Annotated in this window: 13 protein-coding genes; 5 read left to right on the forward strand and 8 right to left on the reverse strand. The window is 70.9% G+C overall.

All coding sequences use genetic code 11. The features are described 5' to 3' along the window. Window positions 1-15: 15 nt before the first annotated feature. From ADK66_RS27070 to ADK66_RS27095, 6 genes are all read right to left on the reverse strand, one after another. Window positions 16-1,530, reverse strand: a complete 1,515-nt coding sequence (locus ADK66_RS27070; protein ID WP_053660230.1) for a S1C family serine protease — start codon at window positions 1,528-1,530, stop codon at window positions 16-18. Between the two features lie 62 nt (window positions 1,531-1,592). Next, window positions 1,593-3,149, reverse strand: coding sequence for a HAMP domain-containing sensor histidine kinase (locus ADK66_RS27075; protein ID WP_053660236.1), 1,557 nt, complete (start codon window positions 3,147-3,149; stop codon window positions 1,593-1,595). After that, window positions 3,146-3,847 carry a response regulator transcription factor gene (locus tag ADK66_RS27080; RefSeq protein WP_030336721.1) on the reverse strand — a complete coding sequence of 234 codons (702 nt, stop codon included), beginning with the start codon at window positions 3,845-3,847 and terminating at the stop codon, window positions 3,146-3,148. The genes ADK66_RS27075 and ADK66_RS27080 overlap by 4 nt, the downstream gene beginning before the upstream one ends. A 97-nt stretch (window positions 3,848-3,944) precedes the next feature. Further along, window positions 3,945-4,556 (reverse strand): PadR family transcriptional regulator, encoded by a 612-nt coding sequence (locus ADK66_RS27085; protein ID WP_053660238.1) that lies wholly within the window; start codon window positions 4,554-4,556, stop codon window positions 3,945-3,947. Window positions 4,557-4,630: 74 nt separating this feature from the next. After that, the gene (locus ADK66_RS27090; RefSeq protein WP_082377693.1) at window positions 4,631-5,614 is read right to left on the reverse strand and encodes a 1-acyl-sn-glycerol-3-phosphate acyltransferase; all 984 of its coding nucleotides are present in this window, start codon (window positions 5,612-5,614) and stop codon (window positions 4,631-4,633) included. Beyond that, the gene (locus tag ADK66_RS27095) at window positions 5,611-6,390 is read right to left on the reverse strand and encodes a GNAT family N-acetyltransferase (RefSeq protein WP_053660587.1); all 780 of its coding nucleotides are present in this window, start codon (window positions 6,388-6,390) and stop codon (window positions 5,611-5,613) included. Before ADK66_RS27095 ends, ADK66_RS27090 begins: the two co-directional genes overlap by 4 nt. 150 nt (window positions 6,391-6,540) lie before the next feature. Between ADK66_RS27095 and ADK66_RS27100 the strand changes: the two genes are divergently transcribed. From ADK66_RS27100 to ADK66_RS27120, 5 genes are all read left to right on the forward strand, one after another. Then, window positions 6,541-7,188: a hypothetical protein gene (locus tag ADK66_RS27100; RefSeq protein WP_053660240.1), complete on the forward strand. Its 648-nt coding sequence runs from the start codon at window positions 6,541-6,543 to the stop codon at window positions 7,186-7,188. A 141-nt stretch (window positions 7,189-7,329) separates the two neighbouring features. After that, on the forward strand, window positions 7,330-8,265 hold the full coding sequence (locus tag ADK66_RS27105) for an ABC transporter ATP-binding protein (RefSeq protein WP_053660243.1): 936 nt from the start codon (window positions 7,330-7,332) through the stop codon (window positions 8,263-8,265). Then, window positions 8,262-9,086: an ABC transporter permease gene (locus ADK66_RS27110; RefSeq protein ID WP_053660245.1), complete on the forward strand. Its 825-nt coding sequence runs from the start codon at window positions 8,262-8,264 to the stop codon at window positions 9,084-9,086. The genes ADK66_RS27105 and ADK66_RS27110 overlap by 4 nt, the downstream gene beginning before the upstream one ends. Window positions 9,087-9,384: 298 nt before the next feature. Then, entirely contained in the window at window positions 9,385-13,167 is a 3,783-nt protein-coding gene (locus tag ADK66_RS27115; RefSeq protein ID WP_053660247.1) for a multifunctional oxoglutarate decarboxylase/oxoglutarate dehydrogenase thiamine pyrophosphate-binding subunit/dihydrolipoyllysine-residue succinyltransferase subunit, read from the forward strand. Between the two features lie 115 nt (window positions 13,168-13,282). Further along, entirely contained in the window at window positions 13,283-13,462 is a 180-nt protein-coding gene (locus ADK66_RS27120; protein WP_053660250.1) for a DUF6104 family protein, read from the forward strand. A gap of 57 nt (window positions 13,463-13,519) precedes the next feature. Here ADK66_RS27120 and ADK66_RS27125 read toward each other — a convergent pair whose 3' ends face one another. Then, window positions 13,520-15,724 carry a bifunctional polysaccharide deacetylase/glycosyltransferase family 2 protein gene (locus ADK66_RS27125; RefSeq protein ID WP_053660252.1) on the reverse strand — a complete coding sequence of 735 codons (2,205 nt, stop codon included), beginning with the start codon at window positions 15,722-15,724 and terminating at the stop codon, window positions 13,520-13,522. Further along, complete coding sequence (locus tag ADK66_RS27130) at window positions 15,717-16,418, reverse strand: hypothetical protein (protein WP_053660254.1); 702 nt, start codon at window positions 16,416-16,418, stop codon at window positions 15,717-15,719. Before ADK66_RS27130 ends, ADK66_RS27125 begins: the two co-directional genes overlap by 8 nt. Between the last annotated feature and the right edge of the window lie 87 nt (window positions 16,419-16,505).

Consider the following 16,505-nt stretch of genomic DNA (forward strand, 5'->3'; position numbering starts at 1 on the left):
GGTTGGGTTTATCGGTTAGGACGTCTCGGCGAGCGTCACGGTTGCCGACTTCTCGGTGCCGTTCCGCTTGAACTGCACCTCGACCCGGTCTCCGACCTTGCCGGCCTGCACCGCGCCGACCAGGTCGTCGGAGTCGTTCACCGGCTTGTCGCCGAAGCGGGTGACGACGTCGCCGCGCTGGAGGCCGGCCTTCTCGGCCGGGCTGCCCGGGGTGACCGACGCGATGAGCGCGCCGCCGCCCTCGGCCTGGTTGACACCCACCCCGAGGGACGGGTGGCTGACCTTCTCGCCGCGCTGGAGCTTGCCCGCGACGTCCTTGGCCTTGTTGCTCGGGATGGCGAAGCCGACGCCGATGTTGCCGGTGCTCTGGCCGGAGGTGGCGATGGCGGTGTTGACGCCGATCACCTCGCCCCGGGTGTTGACGAGCGCGCCACCGGAGTTGCCGGGGTTGATCGGGGCGTCGGTCTGCAGCAGGCCGGAGATCGAGCTGGCCCCCTGGCTCTGCTGGTTCGGGTCCTGGGGCTGATTGTTGTCGCCGGCCCGGATGGTGCGGTCCCGGGCGCTGACGATGCCCGCGGTCACCGAGCCCTGCAACCCGAGCGGGCTTCCGAGGGCGAGCACCTGGTCGCCGACCTGCATGGCGTCACTGTCGCCGAAGGTGGCCGGCTTGAGGTCGCTCACGCCGCTGGCCTTCACCACGGCCAGGTCGGTCTTCGGGTCGGTGCCGACGATCTTCGCCTGGGCGTTCTTGCCGTCGGCGAAGACCACCTGCACCGAGTCGCCCGTGGCGGAGGCGACCACGTGGTTGTTGGTGAGCACGTATCCGTCGGCGCTGAGCACCACGCCGGAGCCCTCACCACTGTTGGTGGCGATGGAGACGACGCTGTCCTGAACGGCGGCGGCGATCTTCGGCAGGTCGGCGCTGTTGAGCACCGGGGCCGCCGTGTAGGTACGGGTGATGCCGTTGTCGCCGTCGAGGGCCAGCGCGAGCGCGCCGCCTGCCACACCGGAGCCGAGCATGAGGGCGAACACCGCGACACCGGCGCCTGCGAACTTGGCGATCCGGCTCGGCCGTGGCCCGGTGCCCGGCGGCGTGGCCTGCGGACCCCACGGAGGCATCGGCTGCCCGGGGTGCTGCTGGTGCTGGGCGTGCTGCTGGTAGGCCATGCCCGGCTGACCCCCGCCGGTCCAGCCGGACTGCTGACCCGCGTACCAGGGCGCACCCGGGTACTGCTGCGGATAGCCGGGTTGGCCGTGCGTGGGGTGCCCGGGGACCGGGTACGGCGCGGCGGAGGGGGTGCTCGTCGAGGGCTCGTAGCCGGTCGGCTGGCCGGCGTACCCGCTGGAGGGGGCCGGGGCGTCGGGAGCGGCGGTGGGGTGCGCGCCCTCGTCGGTCGAGACGACCTGGACGGGCGTGGTCGGGGAGTCGGTCTGCGCGCGTTCGTCGCGCGGCAACTCGGCGGTGGGGTGCGACGGCTCGGCGTCGGTGGGTGCCGGCCGCCGCTGCGGGTCGGACTCGAACTCGGTCATGGGACTACCTTCTCCCCAGGCACTGCGACCAACCTGGAATCGTCCTGGAAGTTGCCTGAAAGTCACTCGCCCACGCCCTCGACGTGTGGCACCTGCGGCAGCCGGACCCGGAAGGTGGCCCCGCCGCCCGGCGTCTCGACCACCTCGACCGAGCCGTGGTGGGCGGAGACCAGAGCCGCGACGATGGCCAGGCCGAGGCCGGTGCTGATGTTCCCGTCGGCCCGTCGGGTCCGCGCCGCGTCTGCCCGGTAGAACCGCTCGAAGACCCGCTCCGACTGTTCCTCGGTGAGACCGGGGCCGGTGTCGGCCACCTCCACCACGGCGAAGTTCCCTGGCTCGGCGCGCAGGCGCACGCTCACCTGGGCATCGGACGGGGTGTGGGTCAGCGCGTTTGTCACGAGATTGCCGATGACCTGGCGCAACCGCGCGTCGTCGCCGAACACGACGAGTGGGCCCGAATCGGGCGCGATCTCCAACTCGATACGCCGGTCCGGAGCGATCACCCGGGCCGCCTGCACCGCGTCGGAGGCGAGCACCGGCAGCTCCACCGGGGCCAGCGAGAGCGGCCGCTCCCGGTCCAGCCGGGCCAGCAGCAGCAGGTCCTCCACGAGCAGCCCCATCCGGGCCGCCTCGTCCTCGATGCGGCGCAGCAGGCCGGCGGTCTGCTCCGGTGCCCGCGCCGCGCCCTGCCGATACAGCTCGGCGAAGCCGCGGATGGTGGTCAGAGGGGTACGCAGCTCGTGCGAGGCGTCCGCGACGAACTGCCGCATCCGCTCCTCGGAGCGTCGCGCCCGCGCCTCGGACGCCTGGGCGGCGGCAGCGGCGTCGCGGGCGCTGCTCTCCGCCGAGCGGGCGGCGAACTCCGACGCGGCCCGGGCGGTGAACGCCGCCTCGATCTGGGTGAGCATCGCGTTCAGCGCTCGGGAGAGCCGTCCCAGTTCGGAGGTGGGTTGTTCGTGGCCCTCCTCCGGGTCGGGGACTCGGCGGGTCAGATCACCACCGGCGATGGCAGCGGCGGTCCGTTCGATCTCCACGAGCGGTTTGAGGCTGGTCCGGACGATCGCCGCGCCCACCGAGGCGAGCAGGAGCAGCACCGCGCCGCCCACCAGGAGGTCTATCCAGACCAGGCGCTTCACCGCCATGTCCACGTCGGTGAGGTGCTGGCCGATGGCCGCGAGCTGACCGTTCGGCAGCTCGGTGTAGAGCATCCGCCAGCGCACGTTGCTGGCCCGTGCCCGGACGGTGAAGGGTTCGCCTTCCAACTGCTCGAAGCCTGCGGCGTCGGCCGGCCACGGGGGCAGGTCGCCCATGCCGAAGCGTCTGTCGTCGAACTGGTAGCCGAGGACCCTGTCGCCGCTCGGGCTGGTCACCACCACCAGGTAGTCGGTCGGGATACCCAACCGACCCTGCTGCGCCGCCACCACCGCGCTCTCGATGCTGCGCGCCGAGCCGGTGAGTTCGCTGTCGACCTGGCCCACCAGGTAGCTGCGTAGGAAGAACGTGGTGAGCGAGCTGATGACCAGCAGCGCGCAGGCGACAAGGGCGAGCACCGCGGTCACGAGCTTCACCCGCAGTGGTACGGCCCGCAGTCGTCCCTTCGCCTGCTGGACCGCTTTCACGCCGCCGGCTTGCGCAGCACGTACCCCACGCCGCGGAGGGTGTGGATCAGCCGGGGTTGGGTGGTGTCGACCTTGCGCCGCAGGTAGGAGATGTAGGACTCGACGATGTTGTCGTCACCACGGAAGTCGTAGTTCCAGACGTGGTCGAGGATCTGCGCCTTGGACAGCACCCGGTTGGCGTTGAGCATCAGGTAGCGCAGCAGCTTGAACTCGGTCGGCGACAGCTGCACCCGCTGCCCGGCCCGGTGCACCTCGTGGGTCTCCTCGTCCAACTCCAGGTCGGCGAAGGTGAGCCGGGAGGGCGCCTGTTCACCGGTCGTGGTGCGGCGCAGCACGGCGCGGATCCGGGCGGTCAACTCCTCCAGGCTGAACGGCTTGGTGACGTAGTCGTCGCCGCCCAGGGTGAGCCCACGGATCTTGTCGTCGGTGGCGTCCCGCGCGGTCAGAAAGACCACAGGGGTACGCGTACCGCCCTCGCGGAGCATCCGGATGACCTCGAAGCCGTCGAGATCCGGCAGCATCACGTCGAGCACCACCAGGTCGGGCCGGTGGTCCTTGGCGGCGTTGAGGGCCGCGCTGCCACTGGTCGCGGTGGCCACGTCGAAGCCCGCGAACCGCAGGCTCGCGGAGAGGAGTTCGAGGATGTTCGGGTCGTCCTCGACGACGAGAAGTCGCGCCTCGGTTTGGGTAGCGGGCATGTGCCCATCATCGGTGACCTCACTGCACCGACGCTGGACGCTTCCTGGAAAATCCCTGTGAGTCCGGTCGGCGCGGATGTCAGCTGCGAAGGCTCTGTCAGCGCAGCAGCCGGCGGAGCCCGTCCAGGGTGCCGTCGAGGAGCCGGGTCGCGGTGCGCAGCTGGGTGTCGCTGAACCGCCGGGCGCGCGCCAGACGGCCGACCTCGGCGGCGAACGCGGCCAGCCGCTTATCGAACTCGTCGAGCAGGTCCGCGTCCGGTCCGTCGGACGACGCCGGCCGGGGCGGCGGGGCGGGCGGCTCCCACCGGGTACGCCGGGTCTGCCGGGTGGCCCCGTTCACCTCCCGCTTGAGGTCGCGCGTCGCACCACTCGACTCACCGCGCTCCTGGCCGGCGAGGGTGGAGAGGTCCGCCACGGAGGCGGCGATGTCCGCTTCCAGGACGGCCAGCTCGTCCGCCCGCTGGCGCAGCTCGCCTCGACCGGCATCGGTGATGGAGTACGTCTTGCGCCCTCCGCCTGCTGTGTGGCTGACCAGGCCCTCGGCTTCGAGGCGCTGGAGCCGGGGATAGATGGTGCCGGCGCTGGGCGCGTACAGCCCGAGGAACCGCTCCTCCAGGAGACGGATCAGCTCGTAGCCGTGCTTAGGGCCGTCGTCGAGGAGTCTCAGCAGGTAGAGCCGGAGCCGACCGTGGCTGAACACGGCGGTCACGGCGGCTCCTTCCGGTCGGGCTCCACGGTTGGGCGCGGGCCACGATGCTCCCGGGCGTCGCGGAGGCCCAGAGTTTAACCATCCCAACGGCGAAGACCTGGTGGCACCACGTGGTCGGGCAGGAATCCGCACCGACCGACGGTCGCCCCCCCGGGGGGACCAACCACCTCGGCCAGGGGCAGATCGGATGCCGCATACCGCCGGCCGCCGGCCGCGCCACTTGCCGCCGGCAACAGGTGTACGGCCGACTCGGCGGCCCGGGCCAGCAACCGCCGGTCGGCGTCACGGGCCGGGTGCAGCGCGGCGGCGATCGTCACAGTGACCACCAGGTCCCGCGCCGCCACCACCCTGGCCACCGAGCGCAGCAGGGTGTCCGCGCCGAGGAACGCGGCTGCCGTGGTGGCGGATCCGATGGCCTCGCACCGGTAGGCGAGTCGCAGCGGCACCACCAGGCTGCCCGAGTCGATGGCTGCCTGGAACATGGCCGGGCGGAACCCGCCCCCGGGGCGACACGTCACGGCGTCGTCGCCCGCGCACCAGGTCGTACCTTCGGGAAAGACCGCTACCGAGCGACCGGCGCGCAGCGTGTCGGCGAGCCGGCGCACGGTGGCAGGCAGCACCCGCGGCCGGGACCGGTCCACGAAGACCGTGCCGCCGGCGGCCGCGAGCAGACCGAGCACCGGCCAGTTACGGACCTCGCGCTTCGCCACCAGTCGGGCCGGCGCGACCGCCAGCACGGCCAGGATGTCCAGCCACGAGACGTGGTTGGCGACCAGCAGCGCGCGCCGCCGGGGCAACCGGCCCTTGATCACCAGTCGGACGCCGAAGGCCCGCGCGGTGGTCCGAGCCCAGCCACGCGCCAACGCCTGCCGCTCACACGCCGGCAACGCGGGCAGCACCGCCGCCACCCCCAGCCCGGCAAGCAGCATCCCGGTCGCCGCGGCCAGCCGGAGCACCCGGCGGGCCACCGGCACTGTCGGCACCTCGCCAGCCGCCGGCAGGCATTCCTCGCCGCAGCCGGAGGTCGGCCTCCACAGGTCGTGCGGTACGGCGGTCACCGCTGCGCCTCGCCGAGGAAGTGCCGCAGGTAGCGCGGGTTCATCCGGTCCAGCGAGAAGAGCACGTAGAAGTCCGCGCATCCGAAGTCCGGGTCGTACGACGGCTCGCCGCAGATCCACGCGCCCAGCCGCAGGTAGCCGCGCAACAGCGGCGGAACGGCGCTGGCACCGGCCGCCGAGCTGACAGCCGCCGTTGAGCTGACAGCCGCCGGCTCGGCGAACCACGGACGCAGCGGCCGGACCCGCAGCGGAGGCGGCGACAGGTGCCGGGCCTGTGCCTGGGCCCACACCTCGGCGACCGTCCGGCCGCCGTCGGCGATCGGGACGGAGGCGCAGCCACCGAGCCAGCGGGAGCCGCGCAGGTGCAGGTACCGGATGATCCCTGCCCACATCAGGTTGATCACCGCTCCGGAGCGGTGGTCCGGGTGCACGCAGGAGCGGCCCGCCTCGACCAGGTCGTCGCGCAGCGGGTCGAGCGCGGTGAGATCGAACTCGTCCTCGGCGTACCGCCGGTTGGTGCGCCCGGGCGGTAGCAGCCGGTACGTACCGACCACCTCGCCGCTGCTCTCGTGGCGGACGATCAGGTGGTCACAGTGGGCGTCGAAGGCGTCCACGTCCAACCCGGCAGCACCGGGACGGAGGGTGGCGCCTAGTTCGGTGGCGAACACCTCGTGGCGCAGGCGTTGCGCGGCCGCGACCTGGGTGGGGTCGTCGGCGATCAGCAGGGTGTATCCGCTGGTCGTCAGGGGTGCGCCAGCGACATGCAGAACGGCCATGGGACCTGTGTAGGTGCCCCGGGTGCCATCGGCGGTGACCACCGGTGTCGATCGGATGAACGGCGGCCGGCCGATGGACCCGACCGGGATCGTGCGAGGCTGCCGGAGGGCTGGCGCCGGTGCCGGCCACACCCCCACGGAGGTCGACACATGCGCATCGAGTCCCGCTACAACGGCCCTCCCGGCTCGGGCAACGGTGGTTGGAGCGCGGGAGTGTTCGCCACCGCGGTTGGCGGCTCCGAGCCTGTCGAGGTGACGCTGCGTCGGCCGCCGCCGCTGGACACCACGCTGAGCCTGGTGGACGGCGCGGTCCTCGACCCGGCCGGCGAGATCGTCGCCGAGGTCCGCCCGGCCGGTGACGTGGACGCCGTCGTACCCCCTGTCGACTGGGCGACAGCGGTGGCCGCCTCGACCAGCTACCCCGGGCTGGTCGAGCATCCGTTTCCCGGCTGCTACGTCTGCGGTCCGGACCGGGCGGACGGCCTGCGGATCTTCCCCGGCCGGCTGCCCGACGACCGGACCGCCGCGCCGTTTCGTGCCCCCGAGCAGGTCAGCGCGGCCACGGTCTGGGCGGCGTTGGACTGCCCCGGCGGGTGGACCGTGCTCGCGGCGGGCCGCCCGTACCTGCTGGGCCGGATCGCGGCGGCGATCGTCGCCCACCCCGCGCCGGGTGACGAGTGCGTGGTGACCGGCGCGCTGATCGGTGTCGACGGTCGCAAGGCGATGGTGCACACCAGCCTGTACGGCCCGGACGGCGCGCTGCTCGGGGCCGCCCGGGCCACCTGGATCGCCCGCTGACCTGCGCCGTCGTCCGCACGGGGGACGCGCCTCCACCGCGCGACGGACCACGCCGTACGGACCGCGCCTGATTGACCTTGTTGCTCGGGGCAGTCACGCTGTGCCACGGCGTACCTCGACGCCACGCACGGGAGGAGAACGATGACTGACGGGCAGCGAAGCCCCACCAGCGACGGTCAGATCGTGGTGTCCGGTCTGACGAAGCAGTACAAGAGTGTGCGGGCGGTGAACAACCTGTCCTTCACCGTGGCACCGGGGCGGGTGACCGGCTTCCTCGGCCCGAACGGCGCCGGTAAGACCACCACGCTGCGCATGCTGCTGAACCTGGTCACGCCGACCAGCGGCACGGCCACCATCAGCGGCCATCGGTACGCCGACCTCACCGACCCGCTGCGGCACGTCGGCGCGGTGCTGGAGGCTTCCAGCGCGCACAAGGGCCGTACCGGCATCAACCACCTGCGGGTCATCTGCGCGGCGGCCGGGCTGCCCAAGCAGCGGGCCGACGAGGCGTTGGCCCTTGTCGGGTTGACGCCTGCGGCGAAGCGCAAGTTCAAGGGCTACTCGCTGGGTATGAAGCAGCGTCTCGGCATTGCCGCGGCGATGCTCGGCGACCCGCGGGTGCTGGTCCTTGACGAGCCGGCCAACGGGCTCGACCCGGAGGGCATCCGGTGGATGCGTGGGTTCCTCAAGAACCTCGCCCACGAGGGCCGCACGGTGCTGGTCTCCAGCCACCTGCTGTCCGAGATGCAGTTGCTCGCCGACGACGTGGTGATCATCGCGGCCGGGCAACTGGTCCGGCAGGGGCCGGTCGACCAGGTTCTGGGGTCGATGACACAGGGCGCCCGCGTGCGGGTCCGCACCCCGCAGGCCGAGGCGCTGACCGCCGCGCTCAAGGCCCAGTCGGCCACCGTCGACACCGACGAGCACGGCACCCTGCTGGTCGCCGGGGTGGACGCCCCGACGATCGGCCGGGCCGCCCTGGCCGCTGGCGTGGAGTTGCACGAACTGACAACGGAACGGCCCGACCTGGAACGGGTCTTCCTGGAGCTGACGGCCGGAAAGGCGGGCATCCGATGAACCTCGTCCGATCCGAGCTGCTCAAGATCCGTACGACGAACACGTGGTGGGTCTTCGCGCTCATCAGTCTGCCGCTCTGGGCGCTCACCCTGCTCATCAACTGGTTGCAGACCGACGTCCTAGCCAGCGAGGAGTTCGGCGAGGTGCCGGCCGACCAGGTCGACACGCTGACGGCCGCGGCAAGCCCGGACGCGCTCTCGTCGAACCTTTTCACCACCGGGCAGTTCTTCGGTCTGCTGATCGTGATGCTGCTGGGCATCATCGTGGTGACAAGCGAGTTCTTTCACCAGACGGTCACCACCACGTTCCTGACCAATCCGCACCGCACCGCGGTGATGACCGCCAAGCTCGTTGCGGCGAGCGTTCTGGCGCTGCTGTTCTGGCTTGTCACCACCGCGTTCAACCTGGTCGCCGGTTCGTTGGTCCTGAACTCGGTCGGGTTGGGCTCGCAACTGGGCAACGACGCGGCCTGGCGCGCGATCGGGTTGAACCTGCTCGCGTACCTGCTCTGGGCGGTGTTCGGCGTCGGCATCGGGGTGCTGATCCGCAGCCAGATCGGCGCCACGGTGACAGGCATCCTGCTGTACCTGGGTGGCTCGATCGGGGCCATCGTGGTGATCAGCATTCTGGCCGCCCGCTGGGGTGACTGGATCAACAACCTGCAACTGCTGGTGCCGTCGCTGGCCTCGTCGCTGATGGTCACCGGCGCGGACATCCCCGGCAACCCGCCGCGCTGGGCGGGTGCCGCGGTGCTCATCGGGTACGCGGTGGTCACCGGCCTGGTCGGCACGCTGTTGATGCGTCGACGCGACATCTCCTGAGCGACCGTTTCCGGGGTTGGCGGCGGCACGGCCGCCACCCCGGGAACGCCGTACCGTGACGGCCTGTGGCGCCGCGCACGACCGGCATCCGTATTGGGTCGCTTTACCAGTTGGTGACCGGTCACGCAGCGCTTACTGAACTTCTGGCATCTTCTGTGAATCCGGCCACGGTGCGGAGGCGGAAATGCCAGGGAGTTTCGTACGGCGTAGCCTGGGAGTCGTCCTGTCCGTGCCGTTCACTGGCCCGGCGAGGCACCCGCGTGACACACAACCCGCGTGAAAGAGGCGATTACCGGCCGTGTCGACCCAGCAGACTTCGCAGGAGAACCCACTGGCGGGTTTCGGCCCGAACGAGTGGATCGTCGAGGAGATGTACCAGCGATACCTCGCCGACCCCACGAGTGTCGATTCTGCCTGGCACGACTTTTTTGCCGACTACCGACCGGCGCCGGGCGCCGGGACACCGCGCGGAGGTGAGGCGTCGGGCAAACCGGCCGCCGCACCCGAGCCGGCCGGCCAGCCGGAGGCGGCAGCCACGGTGAGCCAGCCGAGCAGCGCCCAGCCGGCCACCGCCGCTAAGCCGACCGCCGCGAAGCCGGCGTCGGCCAAGCCCGCCGCGTCGGAGGCTGCTCCGGCCAAGGCCGCACCGGCCAAGACCGCGCCGGGCAAGGCCGCACCGGCGAAGCCTGCCGCGAAGGCCGCCAAGGCCGACACGTCAAGCGATGACGGTCCGCAGACCACGCCGCTGCGAGGTGTCGCCGCGAAGATCGTCCAGAACATGGACGCTTCCCTGAGCGTGCCCACCGCGACGAGCGTGCGCGCGGTCCCGGCCAAGCTGCTTGTCGACAACCGCATCGTGATCAACAACCACCTCGCCCGTGGGCGCGGCGGCAAGGTCAGCTTCACCCACCTGGTGGGCTACGCGATGGTCCGGGCGCTCGTCCAGCACCCGGAGATGAACAACTCGTTCGCCGAGGCCAACGGCAAGCCGGCAGTGGTCCGCCCGGCGCACGTCAACCTGGGCATCGCGATCGACCTGGCCAAGCCCGACGGCAGCCGCAACCTGGTGGTCCCCTCCATCAAGGGCTGCGAGCAGATGGACTTCCGGCAGTTCTGGCAGGCGTACGAGGACGTGGTCCGGCGGGCGCGGCGCAATGAGCTGACCATGGAGGACTACTCCGGCACCACGATCTCGCTGACCAACCCGGGCGGCATCGGCACCGTGCACTCGATGCCGCGGCTGATGCAGGGGCAGAGCGCGATCATCGGCGTCGGCGCGATGGAGTACCCGGCGCCGTACCAGGGCATGTCCGAGACCACCCTCGCCGAGCTGGCGGTCAGCAAGATCATCACGCTGACCAGCACGTACGACCACCGGGTCATCCAGGGCGCACAGTCCGGCGAGTTCCTCAAGGTCATGCACGAGCTGATCCTCGGTGAGCACGACTTCTACGACGAGATCTTCACCTCGCTGCGCATCCCGTACGAGCCGGTGCGGTGGATGCGCGACGTGGCGGTCAACTCCGAGGGCCAGATCAACAAGACGGCCCGGGTGCACGAGCTGATCCACGCGTACCGGGTGCGCGGTCACCTGATGGCCGACACCGACCCGCTGGAATTCACCATCCGCAAGCACCCCGACCTGGACGTCCTCCAGCACGGGCTGACCCTGTGGGACCTCGACCGCGAGTTCCCGGTCAACGGCTTCGCCGGCCGCAAGCGGATGAAGCTGCGCGAGATCCTGGGCGTGCTGCGCGACTCGTACTGCCGCCGGGTCGGCATCGAGTACATGCACATCCAGGACCCGGAGGAGCGGCGCTGGGTCCAGGAGCGGATCGAGCGCAAGTACGAGAAGCCGTCCGCCGACGAGCAGAAGCACGTCCTCAACCGGCTCAACGCCGCCGAGGCGTTCGAGACCTTCCTGCAGACCAAGTACGTCGGCCAGAAGCGCTTCTCGCTGGAGGGCGGCGAGTCGCTGATCCCGCTGCTGGGTGAGGTGCTGGAGTGCTCCGCCGAGAGCGGCCTGGACGAGGTCGTCATCGGCATGGCGCACCGGGGTCGGCTCAACGTGCTCGCCAACATCGTCGGCAAGCCGTACGAGAAGATCTTCTCGGAGTTCGAGGGTCACCTGGACCCGCGCTCGACGCAGGGCTCCGGCGACGTGAAGTACCACCTGGGCCAGAACGGCAAGTTCACCACGCCCGGCGGCGACCACTCGGTCAAGGTGTCGGTGGTGGCCAACCCGTCGCACCTGGAGGCCGTCGACCCGGTGCTTGAGGGCATCGTCCGGGCCAAGCAGGACCGGATAGACCTCAAGCTGGAGGGCTACACCGTGCTGCCGCTCGCGGTGCACGGCGACGCCGCGTTCGCCGGCCAGGGTGTGGTCGCCGAGACGCTCAACCTGTCGCAGTTGCGCGGCTACCGCACCGGCGGCACCGTGCACGTGGTGGTGAACAACCAGGTCGGCTTCACCACCGCCCCGGAATACAGCCGGTCGAGCCTCTACAGCACCGACGTGGCCCGGATGATCCAGGCGCCGATCTTCCACGTCAACGGCGACGACCCGGAGGCCGTGGTCCGGGTGGCCCGGCTGGCCTTCGAGTACCGGCAGACGTTCAACAAGGACGTCGTGATCGACATGGTCTGCTACCGGCGACGCGGGCACAACGAGGGCGACGACCCGTCGATGTCCAACCCCCAGATGTACAAGATCATTGACTCGAAGCGTTCGGTGCGCAAGCTCTACACCGAGGAGCTGATCGGTCGCGGCGACATCACCGTGGAGGACGCGGAGGAGCTGCTGCGCGACTACCAGGCGCAGCTGGAGAAGGTCTTCAAGGCCACCCGGGACGCCGCCGCGGCACCGCGCCAGCTCAACCGGCCGCGCCGCGAGGAGGAGCCGGAGCCGCAGGTCGACACGGCCACCGACGTCTCCGTGGTGAAGGCGGTCGGCGACGCGCACGTCAACCTGCCGGAGGGCTTTACGCCGCACAAGCGGATCCAGCAGCTGCTCGACCGGCGGGCCAAGATGTCCGTCGACGGCAACATCGACTGGGGCTTCGGCGAGATCATCGCGTTCGGCTCGCTGCTGCACGACGGGGTCACCGTCCGGCTCGCCGGGCAGGATTCGCGTCGCGGCACGTTCGTCCAGCGGCACGCCTCGGTGGTCGACTCCCGCACCGGCGACGACTACCTGCCGCTGATGTCGCTCACCGGCGACGGCGAGCGCTCCCGGTTCTTCGTGCACGACTCGCTGCTCAGCGAGTACGCGGCGATGGGCTTCGAGTACGGCTACTCGGTGGAGAACATCAACGCGCTTGTCGCCTGGGAGGCCCAGTTCGGTGACTTCGTCAACGGCGCCCAGTCGGTGATCGACGAGTTCATCTCCTCCGGCGAGGTCAAGTGGGGTCAGCGTTCCGCCGTGACCCTGCTGCTGCCGCACGGCCACGAGGGTCAGGGCCCGGACCACACCTCTGGTCGTCCGGAGCGTTTCCTTCAGATGTGCGCCGAGGACAACATGCGGGTGTCCATCCCGACGACTCCGGCGAACTACTTCCACCTGCTGCGTCGCCAGGCCCTGTCGCCGAAGCGCAAGCCGCTCGTGGTGTTCACGCCGAAGTCGCTGCTGCGGCACAAGCTCTGCGTCTCCTCCGTCGAGGACTTCACCACCGGCACCTTCCAGCCGGTGCTGCGCGACACCGGCGCCCCGGCGCCGGAGGCGGTCAAGCGGGTGCTGCTCTGCTCGGGCAAGGTCTACTACGACCTGTTCCAGGCCCGTCAGGAGCGCGGCGTCACCGACACCGCGATCATCCGGATCGAGCAGCTGTACCCGCTGCCGGTGGAGGAGATCCGGGCCGCTCTGGCGCAGTACCCGAACGCGGAGGACTTCGCCTGGGTGCAGGAGGAGCCGGCCAACCAGGGCGCCTGGTCGTTCGTCGCGCTCAACCTGCTGGAGCACCTCACCGACGTCCGGCTGCGGCGGATCTCCCGCCCGGCCGCGGCCGCTCCGGCGGTCGGCTCGGCCAAGACCCACGAGGTCGAGCAGGCGGCTCTGATCGAGGCGGCACTCCCCCGCCCGTGACCTGAACGCACCGCGAGAGCCGGGGCAGCGCCGTCACCACGGCCTGCCCCGGCTCTCGTCGGCCCACCGACCACCCGCCCGGCCGCACCGGGTCGAGAGCATGAGGATGTACGCGATGTACTTCACCGACCGTGGCATCGAGGAGCTCGTGGAGCGCCGGGGTGACGAGCAGGTGACCCTGGAGTGGCTGGGCGAGCGCCTTCGGGACTTCGTCGACCTCAACCCCGAGTTCGAGACGCCGATCGAGCGTTTCGCCACCTGGCTGGCGCGCCTGGACGACATCGACGAGGACTGACCGCCTGCCGGACTACGCGCCGACGATTAACTGGCCGAGCCGCCCCGGCGGTGGAGGTTACGGCGCCGGGCGCGCGTCGACGGGCGACGGGGGCCTGACCGGCGCGATGGGCGGCGGTTCCAGGCCGGTCCGTCGCAGTTTCTGCCAGCCCAGCCGGCCGCCGGTCAGCGCGGTGACCACCGACTGGATGATCACCAGGTACATCAGTTGGCGGTACGCGAACTGCTGAAGCGGCAGGACCCACAGCACGCCGAGCTTCTCCCGGTCCAGTCGGAACGCCACCATTGCGGTGACCAGCTGCATGCCGAGCATCGCCAGCCAGGCGATTGCTGTGGCCTTCCGGTCGAGGAAGAACAGGCCGTAGAGCGCCATCAGGTCGATCACCGGCGCGAGCAGCGGGAGAAGCACTCCGAAGAGGCTGACGAAGAACAGGCAGCGCCTGGTGAACCGGCCTGAGGCGCCCCGGTCGAGCACTGAGCGGCGGTGCTTCCACAACGCCTGCATGGTGCCGTAGCTCCACCTGTAGCGCTGTTTCCAGAGCTGGCCGATGCTCGTCGGCGCCTCGGTCCAGGCGCGGGCCGTCTCCTCATAGACGATCTTCCAGCCGGCGCGGCCGAGGGCGATGGTGATGTCGGTGTCCTCGGCCAGCGTGTCGTCGGTCAGCCCACCGGCGTAGCGCAGCGCCTCCCGCCGGAAACCGCCGATCGCACCGGGCACCGTCGGCATGCAGCGCAGCGTCTCGTAGAGCCGCCGGTCCAGGTTGAAGCCGATGACGTACTCGATGTGCTGCCACTTGGCGATCAGGCTGCGCCGGTTGCCGACCTTGACGTTGCCGGCCACCGCGCCCACCCGGGGGTCGGCGAACGGCTGCACCAGCCGACGGACGGAGTCGGGCTCGAAGATGGTGTCCCCGTCGACAAGCACGAGCAGGTCGTGCCGGGCCAGCGCGATGCCGGTGTTCAACGCGCTGGGCTTGCCGCCGTTGGGCTTGCGGACCACCCGGACGTTCGGCAGGCGGAGCGCCTCGACGATGTCCGCGGTCCCGTCGGTGGAGCCGTCGTCGACGACGATCACCTCGATCCCGCCGGGATGGTCGCCATTGGCGAGCGAGCGGACCGCCGCGGCGATCCCCTCCTTCTCGTTGTACGCGGGCACGATCACCGACACCGGCTCGGTGACCGGCGGCCCCCACGTCCAGTCCCTGGACCGACGGCGGCGGGCGTGCCGGCCGGAGAGCACGATCAGCACTGCGGTACGCCCCACCGTGAGCGCGCCGACGAGGACGAACAGGACGCCGAGCACGCCCAGCACGTCGTCGGCGCCGCGCACCGCCCAGACCAGCATCCGGCCGCGCCAGCGGTCCCCGGCGGTGGCTGCCACCCCGGCGTCCACCCGGTGGTCGACACCGGCGGCGGCGAAGGCGAGGTTCAGTCCCTCGGTGGCGGTGACGAAGCGGTATCCCCGTTCCTTCATCAGCGGGATGAACCGGTCCAGGGCGGCCACTGTCTGTGAGCGGTCGCCGCCGGCGTCGTGCCACAGCGTGACCGCACCCGACGTACCATCCGGGGTCGCATTCTCGATGATCTTGTCTACGCCGGGTCGTGCCCAGTCCTTGCTGTCGGTGTCGTTGAGCACCGTCAGGTAGCCCAGATCCCCGGCGGACCTCACCACCGGCCAGTCCCGGTTGTCGATAGCGTTGGCGTGCGAGGAGTAGGGAAACCTGATCAGTGGGGTCCGCACGCCGGTGACGGCCGCCACGACGAGCTGCGTCCGGCCGTACTCCAGCTGTCGCCGCCAGGCCGGCAGCTCGGCGAGCTGGGGGTGGGTGAAGGTGTGCACGCCGACCTCGTGGCCACCCGCGACAAGGCTCCGGGCCGCGTCGGGGTGCCGGGAAACCTGCGAGCCCAGCACGAAGAACGTGCCCTTGACCTGGTGGGCGTCCAGGACGCGGAGCACCTCGGGGGTCCAGACCGGGTCGGGGCCGTCGTCGAAGGTGAGCGCGATCGTCCGCTCCGGCAGCCGGTAGGAGCGGACCTGCTCGCTGTTGGCGCTGATGATCGGTCCGCCGGTCACCACCGAGGTGGGGACGTCCCGCTGACCGCTGCTGCTCTGGTGGTGGTCCGGCGTGAAGGAGGCGTTCGTGTACGCGTTGACGAAGAGCACGCTGCCCAGGACGGCAAGCAGCATGCCGAGCAGGATCCACCGCGGTTGCGGTACGGCCCGGCGGCGGTGGCGGGTCGGTGTGATCGTCGGTTCAGCCATCGGCGCGGGGACCGACGGCCTGCTCGGGCCGTTCGTCCGGCACCGACGGCGGGTTCTCGGTGGGTGCCGTCACAGTGGGTGCGGGGGCCTGCGGGGCGGTCGGTGCCGGCCTGGAGGGGGTCGGCCGGCCCGCCGGGTCGCGGGTCGGTGGGCGGGTGGCGGCCGGCGGGCGGGTGACACTCGGTGACCGGGTGGGTGCCAGCGAGGGGGGTAGCGCCGGGACTGCTGTGGGCGCCGTGGTGACCGTCGGCGTGCGGGGGGCAGCCGTCGACGGATCGGGAACGGCTGCGGTCGCCCCGGTCTGCGGTGCGGGCCGCTCGGACTGCTTGACCTCGTCGACGAACGGGAGCACCGTGTGCGGCTCCACCACGCCAGCGAAGCTGACACCCACCAGCGCGGTGTAGATCAGGCCGAGTAGCCCCGCGACGTACGCGAGCAGGCGCAGGCGGGAGAGGCGCCGACCGCTGGGGTCGACGAAGACCGGCGACTGCTTGCGTACAGCGGTCATCAACGCGGTGGGGTTGTCGGACCGCCCCATGATCATGGTCGGTGCGTCGAACAGGGACGGACGCACCTCGGTCGGCGCGTCGGTCAGGGCCGGCCGCCCGTCGAACAGGGCCGGGCGCACCTCCGTGGGCGCGTCGGACAGGGCTGGGCGCACCTCGGTCGGCGCGTCGAGGAGGGACGGCGCCACGGGCCGCCTGGACGTCCGGTGGGGTACGCGCGGGAGTCGGCGCGAGCCATCGACATCCATAACGCGTCCGGTACGCTTCGAGTCGGC

The sequence above is a fragment of the Micromonospora sp. NRRL B-16802 genome, assembly GCF_001279555.1.
In the GTDB taxonomy this organism is placed as follows: domain Bacteria; phylum Actinomycetota; class Actinomycetes; order Mycobacteriales; family Micromonosporaceae; genus Micromonospora; species Micromonospora profundi.